The organism is Planococcus ruber, from assembly GCF_022819085.1.
Classification (GTDB): domain Bacteria; phylum Bacillota; class Bacilli; order Bacillales_A; family Planococcaceae; genus Planococcus; species Planococcus ruber.
Window position 1 is genome coordinate 353,209 of record NZ_JALHAG010000001.1, and the last position, 14,936, is coordinate 368,144.

The 14,936-nt window shown below is 47.3% G+C and carries 13 protein-coding genes; all 13 read left to right on the forward strand.

Going from position 1 to position 14,936, the window contains the following annotated elements; all coding sequences use genetic code 11:
• Positions 1-38: 38 nt before the first annotated feature.
• Entirely contained in the window at positions 39-836 is a 798-nt protein-coding gene (locus MTR82_RS01690) for a YmfK family protein (protein WP_052651310.1), read from the forward strand.
• 8 nt (positions 837-844) lie between these two features.
• Complete coding sequence (locus MTR82_RS01695) at positions 845-1,723, forward strand: helix-turn-helix domain-containing protein (RefSeq protein ID WP_234398942.1); 879 nt, start codon at positions 845-847, stop codon at positions 1,721-1,723.
• A gap of 47 nt (positions 1,724-1,770) precedes the next feature.
• Positions 1,771-2,349 carry a CDP-diacylglycerol--glycerol-3-phosphate 3-phosphatidyltransferase gene (pgsA, locus tag MTR82_RS01700; protein WP_246807482.1) on the forward strand — a complete coding sequence of 193 codons (579 nt, stop codon included), beginning with the start codon at positions 1,771-1,773 and terminating at the stop codon, positions 2,347-2,349.
• Between the two features lie 32 nt (positions 2,350-2,381).
• Positions 2,382-3,635, forward strand: a complete 1,254-nt coding sequence (locus MTR82_RS01705; RefSeq protein ID WP_246807483.1) for a competence/damage-inducible protein A — start codon at positions 2,382-2,384, stop codon at positions 3,633-3,635.
• Between the two features lie 173 nt (positions 3,636-3,808).
• Positions 3,809-4,870 (forward strand): recombinase RecA, encoded by a 1,062-nt coding sequence (recA, locus tag MTR82_RS01710; RefSeq protein ID WP_052651313.1) that lies wholly within the window; start codon positions 3,809-3,811, stop codon positions 4,868-4,870.
• A gap of 234 nt (positions 4,871-5,104) precedes the next feature.
• Positions 5,105-6,664: a ribonuclease Y gene (gene rny / locus MTR82_RS01715; RefSeq protein ID WP_052651314.1), complete on the forward strand. Its 1,560-nt coding sequence runs from the start codon at positions 5,105-5,107 to the stop codon at positions 6,662-6,664.
• Positions 6,665-6,730: 66 nt separating this feature from the next.
• Positions 6,731-7,528 (forward strand): TIGR00282 family metallophosphoesterase, encoded by a 798-nt coding sequence (locus tag MTR82_RS01720; RefSeq protein WP_246807484.1) that lies wholly within the window; start codon positions 6,731-6,733, stop codon positions 7,526-7,528.
• Between the two features lie 148 nt (positions 7,529-7,676).
• Positions 7,677-8,102, forward strand: a complete 426-nt coding sequence (locus tag MTR82_RS01725) for a YlbF/YmcA family competence regulator (protein WP_052651316.1) — start codon at positions 7,677-7,679, stop codon at positions 8,100-8,102.
• A gap of 258 nt (positions 8,103-8,360) precedes the next feature.
• Positions 8,361-10,886: a DNA mismatch repair protein MutS gene (mutS, locus tag MTR82_RS01730; protein ID WP_246807485.1), complete on the forward strand. Its 2,526-nt coding sequence runs from the start codon at positions 8,361-8,363 to the stop codon at positions 10,884-10,886.
• A 4-nt stretch (positions 10,887-10,890) separates the two neighbouring features.
• Entirely contained in the window at positions 10,891-12,744 is a 1,854-nt protein-coding gene (gene mutL / locus MTR82_RS01735) for a DNA mismatch repair endonuclease MutL (protein WP_246807486.1), read from the forward strand.
• A 52-nt stretch (positions 12,745-12,796) separates the two neighbouring features.
• The gene (locus tag MTR82_RS01740; RefSeq protein ID WP_246807487.1) at positions 12,797-13,717 is read left to right on the forward strand and encodes an alpha/beta fold hydrolase; all 921 of its coding nucleotides are present in this window, start codon (positions 12,797-12,799) and stop codon (positions 13,715-13,717) included.
• The gene (gene miaA, locus MTR82_RS01745) at positions 13,710-14,657 is read left to right on the forward strand and encodes a tRNA (adenosine(37)-N6)-dimethylallyltransferase MiaA (protein WP_246807488.1); all 948 of its coding nucleotides are present in this window, start codon (positions 13,710-13,712) and stop codon (positions 14,655-14,657) included. Before MTR82_RS01740 ends, miaA begins: the two co-directional genes overlap by 8 nt.
• Positions 14,658-14,680: 23 nt before the next feature.
• Positions 14,681-14,905, forward strand: coding sequence for an RNA chaperone Hfq (hfq, locus tag MTR82_RS01750; protein ID WP_052651321.1), 225 nt, complete (start codon positions 14,681-14,683; stop codon positions 14,903-14,905).
• Positions 14,906-14,936 lie beyond the last annotated feature (31 nt).

Consider the following 14,936-nt stretch of genomic DNA (forward strand, 5'->3'; position numbering starts at 1 on the left):
TTTTGGTCAAATATTGGCAATGAAAGGTCGGATGATGAATGAGAGAATGGTATTTTGAATACGAAATTCAAGTGAATCGTCCGGGTTTATTAGGGGATATAGCTTCTCTTCTTGGTATGCTCAGAGTAAACATCGTCACCATCAATGGCGTAGACCAAGGCAGGCGAGGAATGCTGCTGCGTGCAGAGCATGATGTTCAGCTGGAACGCTTCGAACAGATTGTTTCTACGATTGAGACAATCGCGGTGAAGAAATTCCGTGAACCGAAACTCCGTGACATTTTAGCTGTTCGCCATGGCCGTTATATTCAAAGAGATGCGGATGATCGCAAGACTTTTCGTTTTGTCCGTGATGAACTCGGATTATTGGTCGATTTCATGGCTGAAATTTTCAAACAGGAAGGCCATAAATTAGTCGGCCTTCGCGGAATGCCGCGGGTTGGAAAAACGGAATCGATTGTCGCAGCAAGTGTAAGCGCTAATAAAAAATGGATTTTCCTATCTTCGACGATGATCAAGCAAACGGTGAGAAATCAGTTGATGGGAGATGAGCATAACGCGAACAACATCTTCATACTGGATGGCATCGTTACACGCCGTTCCGGAGATGAACGCCATTTGCAGCTGGTTCGAGAAATGATGCGTATGCCAACGATTAAAGTTGTGGAACATCCCGATATGTTTGTCCAGCAATCTGAGTACAGCATCGAAGATTTCGATTATATAATCGAATTGCGCCATCATCCAGAAGAAAAGATTACATATGAAGTGTTGGAGAAAAACCACTTCATGGGCGACCAGAATCAAGCGGATATGTTCGGCGGATTTAACTTTTAAGTGGGCAGGTGATCGTATTGAGTGAATTAGGTACTCGGTTGAAAGAGGCGAGAATCGCTAAAGGGTACAGTTTGGAAGATTTACAGGATGTAACAAAGATACAAAAACGCTATTTAGCGGGAATTGAAGAAGGCAACCACAGCATGATGCCCGGACCGTTTTATGTCCGTGCCTTCATTAAACAATACGCAGAAGCTGTGGGATTGAACTCGGATGAATTGCTCGAACAGCATAAATCGGAGGTCCCAGTTTCTGTGAAAGAAGAAGTTCGGCCGACACTGACGCCGCCGACTCCTTCCCGGCGCCAAACCTTAGCTAAGAGTTCTTCGAGCGGGATGGGCGAAATTATGCCGAAAGTGATTGTCGCTTTGTTTATTGTCGTCATCTTAGCTGTTGTTATTTTCTTTTATAATAATTTGGCGACAAACGATCCGTTAGAAGATGCGGCAGATGAAGAAGGCGTTCCGTACGAAGAAACGGACGAGGCTGACGAAGAAGCACCGCCGGCAGAAGAACAGCCGGAAGAAACTCCAGCGGAAGAGCCGGAGGAACCTGCAGAGCCGGAAACGAGCCTGTCTGTCGTTGGCTCTGAAGGAGAAACAACGACTTTTGCTTGGAAAGGTCCCGCAACGCGGGAGTTGAAAATCGAAGCGAGCGGCCCGTCTTGGGTATCGGCGACTGGCCCGAATCAGCAGGAGCTGATGCAGCCGGCGCGTACGATGCAGGCGAGCGACAGTGAAGCTATAGACGTTTCAGGCGTTGCACAAGTGCGTGTAAGACTAGGAGCCAGCTCGAATGTCAAACTTACGGTAAATGGCGAACCGATTGAATATACGCAAGACTTGATTACCCAAAATATCGTTATTCAATTTACGGACGCAGAATAGCCATCTTTTGATGGCTATTTTTCTTGAGAAAGGAAAGGGGCAAACATATGAATATTCCAAACCGCATTACGGTATCGAGAATCTTGCTGATTCCGATATTTATGGTGACCATGCTGGTCGATTTTGGTTGGGGCACCATGACCTTGTTCGGTGCAGAGATGCCGGTCTCCCATTTTATCGGAGGGCTGATTTTCATCGTGGCATCCCTGACTGACTGGGTTGACGGATACTACGCGAGAAAATACAATCTTGTCACGACGTTCGGCAAGTTTTTGGATCCGCTCGCAGACAAATTGCTGGTTTCAGCGGCATTGATCATTTTAGTGGAGCTGGGCTTTGCGGCATCATGGATCGTCATCATCATTATCAGCCGGGAATTCGCTGTCACAGGCTTGCGTCTTGTGCTCGCAGGAGAAGGCGAAGTCGTCGCTGCCGGAAGCTTAGGGAAAATTAAAACCACTGCTCAGATTCTCGCCATTTCCGCCCTATTGCTGCACGATACCATTTTTGTTCTGATGGGAGTGCCATTTGGGGAAATTATGCTTTACATCGCATTGATTTTCACGGTCTGGTCAGGCTGGGATTATTTCTATGCAAACCGCAAAGGCTTGATGGCATCTAAATAATAAACGAAAAATCGTTCAAGGGGTGAAGATGGATGAATGCTGAAATAATTGCTGTAGGATCTGAACTGCTTCTCGGGCAGATTACGAATTCAAACGCCCGTTTTTTATCGAACCATTTAGCAGAGCTTGGAATTAATGTTTATTACCATACGGTAGTCGGCGATAATTCGGAGCGGTTGAAAGATACGATTAACATTGCGGAAAACCGAGCAGATCTGATTATTTTCACAGGCGGCTTAGGGCCGACCAAAGATGATTTGACGAAAGAAGCGATTGCCCGCCATTTGGGGACGACGTTAGAGATGGACCATGAAGCGCTTGATTCCATCGTGGCCTTTTTCGAACGGGCTGGGAGAGCGATGACGGAAAACAATAAAAAGCAGGCCTTGGTCTTAAAAGGCAGCGAGGTGCTGGTCAATAACCATGGGATGGCACCGGGCATGCTTTATAAAACCGAAACGCATACGTATATGCTGCTGCCTGGGCCGCCTAAAGAAATGGAGCCGATGTTCCAGTATGAAGCGAAGCCAAAGCTCGCTAAACTGCTGAATCAGGCAGACGTCATTTTGTCACACGTTTTGCGTTTTTATGGCATTGGGGAAGCGGAACTTGAAGACCGCATCCAGGATATTTTAGAACAGCAGACGAATCCGACCATTGCGCCGCTTGCTTCTGACGGGGAAGTGACGCTGCGGATTACAGCGAAAACGAATACGGAAGAGCAGGCCTGGAAGTTAATCGAGGAAGCGAAAGCGACCCTGCTTGAACGTGTTGGCGACTACTTGTACGGCTATGACGATGATTCGCTCGCTTCGAAAGCGATTGATCTGCTTCGTGAGCAGCAGAAGACCATATCAGCTGCCGAGAGCTTAACTGCTGGGCTGTTTCAATCTGAACTTGCGGCTGTAGCCGGGGCGAGTTCGGTTTTGGCTGGCGGCGTCATCACCTATAATGAAGAAATGAAAATCAGCCAGTTGGGCATTTCAAGTGAAGTGCTTGCCCAGTTCGGCGTTGTCAGTGAAGAAACTGCCATTGCCATGGCTGAAGCGGTCCGTTCCAAATTCAACACGGACATCAGTGTCAGCCTAACCGGTGCTGCAGGACCGGACGCACATGGCGACCAGCCTGCCGGCACCGTATGGATCGGCATTGCAACGGAAGAAGAAACGAAAGCCTACCGGCTGCAATTATCCGGGATGCGCAATACGAATCGCCTCAGAGCCGTGAAATTGGCATTGTCCTATATTATACGAACACTGACCGACGGAAATGCACGCAAAATTTAATTTTGCGTGTTTTTTTATGTTCAAAACGGGAAAATGGTCCGTATAAGGCGATTAAAAATCATTTTTGCGATGCGAACACGAATAAACGTTCGCATTTTCCTTGCGTATTTCTCAATGAGCAAGTATACTAGAGACAGGTAGAAAAATTGGTTTTAATTAGAGGAGGATTTCTTTTGAGCGATCGTAAAGCAGCGTTAGACATGGCGTTAAAAAGTATAGAAAAGCAGTTCGGTAAAGGATCTGTGATGAAATTAGGCGAGAAAAGCGACTATAATGTATCATCAGTTTCGAGTGGTTCATTGGCGCTTGATACTGCACTAGGAATAGGCGGTTATCCGCGTGGACGCGTTATCGAAATCTACGGACCTGAAAGTTCAGGTAAAACAACGGTTTCCCTTCACGCTATTGCAGAAGTGCAAGCGACAGGCGGAACGGCTGCATTCATCGATGCAGAGCATGCGCTGGACCCTGTATACGCCAAAAATCTTGGCGTGAATATTGATGAGTTGCTCCTATCTCAGCCAGATACTGGTGAGCAAGCCCTTGAAATCGCTGAAGCCCTCGTACGAAGCGGCGCAGTAGATATCGTAGTAGTGGACTCCGTTGCTGCATTGGTACCGAAAGCTGAAATCGAAGGCGAAATGGGAGATTCCCACATGGGATTGCAGGCGCGCCTGATGTCTCAAGCTCTTCGTAAATTGTCAGGGATCATCAACAAGTCAAATACGATTGTGATCTTTATCAACCAGATTCGTGAAAAAATCGGCGTTATGTTCGGCAACCCGGAAACAACTCCAGGCGGCCGTGCGTTGAAATTCTACTCATCGGTACGATTGGAAGTTCGCCGTGCTGAGGCATTGAAGTCGGGTTCTGACATTATTGGTAACAGAACGAAGATCAAGATTGTGAAAAACAAGGTGGCTCCGCCGTTCCGCACAGCGGAATTGGACATCATGTACGGCAAAGGGATTTCCCGTGAAGGTGAAATTGTGGATATTGGATCAGACCTTGAAATTATCCAGAAGAGCGGTTCTTGGTATTCATATAATGACGAACGCATTGGCCAAGGCCGCGAAAATGTGAAGCAGTTCTTGCTTGCGAATCCGGAAATCCGCAACGAAATTTCAAACAAAATCCGTGAGTCCTACGGCATGGCAGCTGCAACGTATACGATTGCCGCCAATAAAGACGAAGAACCGGAAGAGTTCAATCTTCTGATCGACGAAGAAGAATAAAAAAGGGATCCAAGCCGCGAAGCCATATGCTTTGCGGCTTTTCTCTATTAGCCGGAACTGCCGCAAGGCTTCCCTGTGTGCTGAATCCTTATTCTCAATGGGTTGACACTTTATAAGTCCATCTATACAATTAAAATTGTATAATTTACTAATTTTTCAACGATTGAAAAGTGTGACCCGCAATATTAATTGATCTTTTGAAAAAGGAAAAGAATAGCAAGAGGAGGTGTCCGAATGGGGTTTACCGAGATCATCTTCGCTTTGCTTGGTATCATCGTCGGTGCAGTTGTTGGATATGTTGTGTTAAAGAAAGCAAACGACTCCAATATAGCAGGCGCTAAAAATTCTGCGGAGCAAATTATTGAAGATGCAAAACGTGAAGCGGAAGCGTTGAAGAAAGAAGCTTTATTGGAAGCGAAAGACGAAAATCATAAATTGCGTACTGAAACAGAATCTGAAATTCGGGAACGCCGATTAGAACTTCAAAAGCAAGAAAATCGGTTGTTGCAGAGAGAAGAAAATTTGGATCGCAAGGATGATGCATTAAACAAACGAGAAGCGAGTCTTGAACGCAAAGATGAATCGCTTGCAGAAAAACAACAGCATATTGGACAGATGGAAAGCAAAGCTGAAGAATTAGTTCGTCAGCAACAGTCCGAAATGGAACGCATTTCCTCTTTAACCCGCGAAGAAGCCAAATCGATCATCCTCCAGCAAGTTGAAAATGAACTTTCGACGGATATTGCAGTGATGATGAAAGAAACAGAAGCGCGTGCGAAAGAAGAATCGGACAAAAAAGCGAAAAATATCCTGTCATTGGCCATGCAGCGTTTTGCAGCTGACCATGTAGCTGAAACTACGGTTTCAGTGGTCAACTTGCCGAATGACGAGATGAAGGGCCGGATTATCGGACGTGAAGGAAGAAACATCCGTACATTGGAAACGTTGACGGGCATCGATCTAATCATTGATGACACGCCAGAAGCGGTAATCCTATCCGGCTTTGATCCAATTCGCCGTGAAACCGCTCGATTGGCACTTGAAAAGCTGGTTTCCGATGGCCGAATCCACCCGGCGCGCATTGAAGAAATGGTCGAAAAATCAAGAAGAGAAGTGGATGAGCAAATCCGGGAAATCGGAGAGCAGACAACATTTGATGTCGGCGTCCATAACCTTCATCCAGATTTGATTAAGATCCTTGGCCGTCTCCGTTACCGTACAAGCTATGGACAGAATGTCTTGAAGCACTCTGTCGAAGTAGCGTTTTTGTCCGGGTTAATGGCAGCGGAACTTGGAGAAGATGTGACACTCGCAAGACGCGCAGGTTTGCTTCATGACATCGGTAAAGCGATCGACCATGAAGTCGAAGGCAGCCATGTTGAAATCGGAGTGGAACTTGGAACGAAATACAAAGAACATCCAGTGGTGATCAACAGCATCGCTTCCCACCACGGCGATACAGAAGCGACCTCTATCATTTCGGTGATTGTCGCTGCCGCTGATGCCTTGTCAGCTGCACGTCCAGGTGCTCGAAGCGAAACATTGGAAAACTATATTCGCCGCCTTGAAAAACTTGAAGAGATTTCCGAGTCTTATGAAGGCGTAGAGAAATCATTTGCGATTCAGGCAGGACGCGAAATCCGCATTATGGTTCGTCCGGAACAGATCGATGATATGACTGCGCATCGTCTCGCACGCGACATCCGCAAGCGGATTGAAGAAGAACTGGACTACCCGGGCCACATCAAAGTGACCGTGATTCGAGAAACAAGAGCAGTTGAATACGCAAAATAATAGGATAAAGGCTTCGATGAATGTCTATTCAAAGAAGCCTTTTTCTTATGGAAAAAGGTGAACAGAATGAAAGTATTATTTATTGGAGATATCGTCGGTTCAATCGGCAGAGAAGCGCTGGAGTCCTATTTGCCGCGTTTGAAAAGAAAATACAACCCGGATGTGGTGATCGCGAATGGTGAAAATGCTGCAGCGGGCCGCGGGATTACGAAAGCCATCTATCAGGATTTGCTCTTCATGGGCGTCGATATGATCACCATGGGCAACCACACGTGGGACCAAAAAGAGATTTTCGATTTTATTGACGAAGTGGATTATTTGATCCGGCCCGCGAACTTTTCGGAGGAGGCCCCTGGACAGGGAATGGCCACAGTGACCAAAAACGGGAAGACGCTTTCGGTCATCAATCTTCACGGCCGTGTGTTCTTGCCGCCGCATGAAGATCCATTCCAAAAAGCGGATGAACTAGTAGAAGAAGCCAAAGCGATTTCTCCGCTTGTCTTCGTTGATTTTCATGCAGAAGCAACAAGCGAAAAAATTGCGATGGGCTGGCATTTGGATGGCCGGGCTTCCGTCGTGGTCGGGACCCATACCCATGTACAGACTGCGGATGCACGCATTTTGCCGAACGGTACGGCTTATATCTCGGATGTCGGCATGACAGGTCCATACGACGAAATCCTCGGGATGACGAAGGAATCGGTGTTGTACCGTTTCAAGACAAATATGCCGACCCGCTTTGAAGTGCCGAAGCGCGGCCGTTCAGTGGTCAGCGGATTTTTTACTGAGCTTGACGACGCAACTGGAAAAGCGGTTTCATTCGAACGCGTATATATCAATGATGACTACCCTTTTAAAGGCTGACCGTTGCGCCTTCTTGTCGATTCTCCGACAATTGGAGCGGCTTCCTTGTAGAGTGGAGTGCTTATTCAGTATAATAAGGTATAAAAATATGGCCACGAATGCTGGAAGGAAGGATACTAGCATCGGCCGAGAAGTGGGTGTCTAAAGAATGGCGTATTCAAAAGAAGAAATTATTGCAAAAGCACGCGAAGTGGCGGATATGATCGCTGAAACAGAAGAAGTGGAATTCTTCAAACGTGCAGAAGCTCAAATAAACGAAAACCAAAAAGTTCGTGAAAAAATTGCCAGCATGAAGAGCTTGCAAAAACAAGCGGTCAATTTCCAGGCGTACGGCAAAGAACGCGCGTTGAATTTGATCGAAAGCAAAATCCAAAAAATCGAAGAAGAAATCGATGCTGTGCCGATTGTCCAGGAATTCAAACAGTCTCAAAGCGATGTCAATGCTTTGCTTCAAATGGTATCGACCGCTATCGCTAACCAAGTGACCAACAACATCATCGTATCGACTGGCGGCGACCTTCTTCGCGGCGAAACAGGATCGCAAGTAAAAAACAGCACGCCAGGCAACTGTTAATTCGAAAAGCGGAAACGGCCGTTCAGCTCCGAAAGGCATAAGACGAGCTTCCGAAGCGGCGCCTTTTGCCGCACAGGAAGAAAGGCTTATGATCAGAGGGGCTGGCCGTTGGAGTCTGGCCAAAGAAAAGCGGAAACGCTAAAATCAATGTTAAAAATGAAAAAAGCTGAAAGAGCTTGCTCTTTCAGTTTTTTCTTTTCTCCCTATCTTTTTGCTATAATAGAGGAACGACGAAAAGCTCGCGAAAGAGGTATGAAAATGGCACCTACACCAATGATCCAACAATATTTGCAAGTGAAATCCGAATACCAGGATGCGTTTTTGTTTTTCCGCCTGGGGGATTTCTATGAAATGTTTTACGATGATGCACTTAATGCTTCTCAATTGCTTGAAATTACATTGACGAGCAGAGGCGGCAATGGGGATGAACGCATTCCGATGTGCGGCGTTCCGCATCATGCCGCACAGAATTACATCGACCAATTGATTCAAAAAGGCCATAAAGTGGCCATCTGCGAACAAGTGGAAGATCCGAAACTGACAAAAGGCGTCGTCAAACGGGAAGTGGTACGCCTTATTACGCCAGGCACGCATACGGAAGGAAAGAGCATCGATTCCAAATCCAATCTATTTTTAGCGGCAGCGGATCAATTGCCGGATGGGTTTGCCTTGTCTTATGTGGATATCAGCACAGGTGAAGCGAGAGCTACATACATAACCGGAACTGAAAAAGCACTGCTTCAGGAATTGCAATCGCTGCAAATCCGTGAGTTGGTTGTATCGAACCAATTGTTCTTGCTGCTTAATGAAGAAGCGCAAGATCTCGTTCTTTCGATTGAGACGATGGATGAAGTCTACCAGGCAGAGGAGCGCCTGCTGGCTGCATGTCCTGAAGACTTGCGGCTCTCGATCCAGCGCTTGCTTTCCTATATTGCGCGGACGCAAAAGCAGTCCCTCGAACACATCCAGGCCTTTTCCTATAGCGAGAGCGGCCAGCTCCTGTCGATAGACTTCCATTCAAAACGGAACTTGGAATTATTGCAGTCGATTCGCGGAGGAGAGACGAAAGGGACCTTGCTATGGCTGCTTGATGATACGGTCACAGCGATGGGCAGCCGGAAACTGAAACAATGGCTGCACCAGCCCCTTGCCAATAAACGGCAAATCGAAAGACGCCAGTTTATGGTTGAATCTTTGATTGAAAATTATTTTGTACGGGTTGAACTGCAATCCTTGCTTAAAGAAGTGTATGACCTGGAACGTCTCAGTGGACGCATCGCTTTCGGCAGTGCCAGCGGGCGAGACCTTGCCCAACTGCGCAGTTCATTGGAGAGAGTTCCAGCGATCATCGTGGAACTTCAAAATTCCGGCGATGATGTGCTGCAGGATTTCAGCCGCAAGTTGGACCGCTGCGGCGAGGTATGCGAATTGCTGGATGCGATCAGTGAAAATCCGCCGTTGTCTTCTAAAGAAGGCGGGGTCATCCGGGACGGCTATCACGAAAAGCTGGATGAATACCGCTACGCTTCCCGCAACGGCAAAGATTGGATTGCGCAATTAGAGCAGCAAGAGCGCCAGCGGACGGGGATCAAATCGCTGAAAATCGGCTATAACCGGATATTCGGCTATTACATTGAAATTTCCAAAGCGAATATGCATTTAGCCGATCTGGAGCGCTATGAGCGAAAGCAGACATTGGCGAATGCCGAACGCTATATCACACCTGAATTAAAAGAAAAAGAAAGTTTGATCTTAACGGCAGAAGAAGAAAGCTTAACTTTGGAATATGAATTGTTTGTGAAAATCCGTGAAGAAGTAAAGCAGTACATTGCGCGTATCCAGGAACTGGCCGCAACATTAAGCGGACTTGACGTCCTCATGAGTTTTGCGAATGTGGCGGAAAAATACCGCTTTGTAAAGCCCGATTTCAATAGTTCACGAGAAATTTCCATTATCGAGGGACGCCATCCGGTCGTCGAAAAAATGCTGAATAAACAGCATTATGTGCCAAATGACTGCGTCTTGACGAATGACCAAAACATGCTCCTGATCACCGGGCCGAATATGTCCGGTAAAAGTACGTATATGCGCCAAGTCGCTTTAACGATTGTCATGGCGCAAATCGGCTCCTACGTTCCGGCGGAATCCGCAAATTTGCCGATTGTCGACCAGATCTTTACCCGCATCGGGGCCGCGGATGATTTGGTATCCGGGCAAAGTACCTTCATGGTCGAAATGCTCGAATCGCAATATGCGATTACGCATGCGACGGAACGCAGTTTGCTGTTGTTCGATGAAATCGGACGGGGTACATCCACCTACGACGGTATGGCGCTTGCGCAATCGATAATTGAGTATATCCACGAGAACATTGGGGCAAACACGCTGTTTTCTACTCATTATCATGAATTGACGGCACTCGACCAGACGTTGGATAAATTAAGCAATGTCCATGTAGCGGCCATGGAGCAGTCCGGCAAAGTCGTATTCCTGCACAAAGTAAAGAAAGGGCCGGCTGATAAAAGCTACGGGATCCATGTGGCGGAGCTTGCCGAACTGCCGCAGCCGATTCTTTCGCGGGCCCGTGAACTGCTCGTGAGTTTCGAATCAGAGAACAAGAAACACGTCAGCGAAGTGGAGCAATTGTCATTTTTTGATGATCGCGATACCGAAAGCGAAGAAGTGCTTCAAGCGATAGCTGATGCCAATATCGCAGCTATGACGCCGTTGCAGTCGCTTCAATTATTGAATGATCTGCAAGTGAAATTAAGCAAGAAGGGGTGAGGATATGGGGATTATTCGATTAATGGACGAGCCGTTATCAAACAAAATAGCAGCAGGTGAAGTGGTCGAAAGGCCCACATCCGTCGTCAAAGAATTAGTTGAAAATGCCATCGATGCTGGAAGTACCGCCATTGAAGTTCTTCTGACGGAAGCGGGCCTGACTTCCATCCAAATCGTCGATAATGGCGCCGGCATGGATTCAGAAGATGCGCTCCTGTCATTTTCACGGCACGCCACCAGCAAAATTGCGAACGAACATGATTTATTCCGTATCCGGACGCTTGGCTTCCGGGGCGAGGCGTTAGCGAGTATCGCTTCGGTTTCCAAAGTGACGCTCCATACGTCAAACGGCGAATCCGGCACGTATGTGCACATGGAAGGCGGCCGTTTGATCGAACACCGGGCAGGGGCGCTCCGAAAAGGAACCGATATTCAAATCGACCAATTGTTTTTCAATACGCCCGCCCGTTTGAAATACATGAAAACCTTGCAGACAGAACTCGGGCATTCCATTGATCTGATGAACCGCTTCGCTTTAAGCTATCCGGGCATTTCGTTTAAATTGTCGCATGATGGACGGATGATTCTTCAAACATCGGGCAGCGGCGACATCAAACGGGTGATATCGGATATTTACGGCGTTTCCATTGCGAAAAAAATGATTCCGTTTGAAGGCGAATCGCATGACTACAAGATATCGGGTTATGCTTCACTTCCCGAAATCACCCGTGCCAATAAAAATTACATTTCGCTATTCGTAAACGGGCGATGGGTCAAGCATTACGCAATTGCGAACACGGTCCATAAAGCCTATCACACGTTTTTGCCGTTGGAGCGGCAGCCCATCGTCGTCATGAACATTGAAGGCGATCCTTATTTGACCGATGTCAATGTACATCCTGCGAAGCAGCAGATCCGGCTCAGCAAAGAAAAAGAATTGATGGAATTGATCCATGCCACCATTCGCGGGACCATTTCTTCTGCCGTCCGGGCACCGGTCATCGAAAAGCCGAAAGCACCGAAACAAACCCCTTCCAAGCAGCTGGATATTTGGAAATCCTCGTTTACCGTCAAAGAAGCGGTGGAGGAACTGCGTGGAAAAGAAGATCCGATTTTTGCGGAAGCTTCGCCTATTAAAGAATCGGTTCATCCTCCGGCGGAAGAAAGAAAAGTGTCCGAAACCACGCCTTTTGAAACACTGGAAGAAAAGCTGTACGATGAACAGCCGGAAATGCCTCCAGCCGGACCCGAATTCGAAGAAGACACGAGCCCGCAATTTCCCGAGCTTGAAGTAGTGGGCCAGATCCATGGCACCTATATCGTGGCGCAAAGCGATGACGGGTTTTATTTGATCGATCAGCATGCGGCGCAGGAACGGATCAAATATGAATTTTTCCGGGAGAAAGTCGGTGATATCGATGCCGGGGAACGGCAGGCGCTATTACTGCCGCTGACGTTCCATTACAGCCGGGACGAAGCGCTGCGCTTAAAAGACAGCTTAGACCTTTTGGCTGAAAGCGGGGTCTTTTTAGAAGAATTTGGCGATAAGTCTTTCATTGTCCGGGAGCACCCGACTTGGTTCCCTTCCGGATTTGAACAGGAAGTCATTGAAGAGTTGATCGAACAAGTGCTGGATGAACGAAAAGTGGATGTGAAGAAATTGCGGGAAGATGCCGCAATCATGATGAGCTGCAAACGTTCCATCAAAGCGAACCATTATCTTCAAAAGCATGAGATGGAACGGCTGCTGGCCGATTTGAAAAATGCAGAGCAGCCATTCACTTGTCCGCACGGACGTCCGGTCATTATCCATTTTAAAACATATGATGTAGAAAAAATGTTTAAACGCGTGATGTAATCGGATATAGAAAATGAATGCCGTACATCTTATTCTCGGGAGGGGTCATGCATTGAAAATTACGAAGAATTTTATCCGGGCAAGTGATCGCGTAGAAATTTACTACGAAATTTATGAACCGGAAAACCCGGTTGCCCATGTCCACATCATTCATGGCATGGCGGAACATTTCGGGCGCTACGAAGAATTTGCCCGGTTTTTGGCGAATCATGGCTTTGTTGTTTCAGGGCACGATCAACGCGGGCACGGAAAGACGGCAAGACGGAACGGCACACAAGGCTTCTTTGCTGATTTCGATGGCTTCAACCGTATTGTAGAAGATGCCGGTGAAGTAGTGAAAGGTGTCCAATCTCAAATCGGCGAACTGCCATTCATCCTCTTCGGCCATAGCATGGGCTCTTTCGTCGCAAGGCGCTATATCCAATTGCACAGCGATGAAATAGCGAAAGCTGTGATATCCGGCACCGGGGGAGACCCGGGTGTCGCAGGAAAAGCGGGGCTTTTATACGCTTTGGCCGCTGCAAAGTTTTCCGGGAAAGAAGCCGTCAGCCCGACGCTTGGCAAACTGACTTTCGGCAGTTTCATCAAACCGTTCAAAGACGAAGGATCGTTATTTGCCTGGCTCAGCCGGGATAAGGAAGCGGTCGAGAAATACGAAAATGACCCGATGAGCGGACAGCCTTCGACCAATCAATTTTATGTGGATTTGTTCCACGGGTTGAGTATGATCCATAAAAAAGCGGAAATCGATAAAATACGCAAAGATTTGCCCATGCTCCTCATCAGCGGCGCAGAAGATCCGGTTGGAGACAGCGGCAAAGGGGTGTTCGCAGCAGCCAAACAATATCAGGAAGCCGGCATGACCAACGTGAAATTGTATTTAGCCGAAGGCGGCCGGCATGAATTGCTGCATGAAACCAATAAACAACAGCATTTTGACACCTTAGTAGAATGGATGGGAAACAATGATTGATGTAATGGCCATTGTCGGACCGACTGCGTCCGGCAAAACGGCACTGAGTTTGGAACTGGCAAAGCGGCACAACGGGGAAGTCATCAACGGCGACTCGATGCAAGTTTATCGCGGACTGTCGATTGGCACCGCTAAAATCGAAGCACATGAAATGGATGGGGTAGTCCATCACTTGTTGGACATCAAGGATCCGGAAGAACCCTTTTCTGTTGCGGAGTACCAGCAATTGGTCAGAGAGAAAATTTCGGAAATAAAATCGCGCGGCAAATTTCCCATTATCGTCGGCGGTTCCGGCCTCTATGTCCAAGCTGTGCTTTTCGACTACCGCTTTTCGGAGCAGCAGGCGGATGAAGAACTTCGCGGGAAATTGGCTGAAGAACTAAAGCAGAGAGGCCCTTTGGCCATGCATCAAAAATTGCTGGCCCTTGACCCGGAGGCGGATATTCATCCGAATAATACACGCAGAGTGCTGCGTGCCATTGAAATCAATATGGGCGGCCAGGCGAAGGAAGAGCGGACCAAGGCATTGTCTCCGATGTACAACGAACTGATTGTCGGTTTGGATATTCCAAGACCGGTCTTATATGAACGGATCAACGACCGCGTCGATGCCATGCTCCAAAAAGGGCTGCTGGATGAAGTGAAAGGGCTGTACGACCGCGGCATTCGCGAGGCCCAGTCGGTTCAAGCAATTGGCTATAAAGAAATTCTTGCTTATTTTGACGGGAAACTTGCACTGGATGAGGCCGTCAGCAAAATCAAACAAAATTCCAGAAAGTATGCAAAACGGCAATTTACGTATTTTAAAAACAAATTGCCGATCTTTTGGATTGATGCTTTAGCAGCCGATGAAAAAAAGCAGGCAGAAATTGAAGCGATGATGCAGGAAAATGAACGGGGCCGTCGAATAGAGCTAATAGCACGGCAAATCACAGAGTAGGGTTTATTCTAAGGGGGATATTCATGAAACCAGTTAACATTCAAGATGTCTATTTAAATCAGCTGCGTAAAAATAATATTTTTGTCACCGTCTTTTTACTGAATGGCTTCCAACTAAAAGGAACCATCAAATCTTATGATAATTTTACGGTGCTGGTTGAAACGGAAGGCAAACAGCAATTGATCTACAAGCATGCCATTTCGACGTTCTCGCCTGCAAAACCCGTGAACATCGAACATCAAGAATAAGCGATTAGCCAGCCGGAGCGACCCGGCTGGT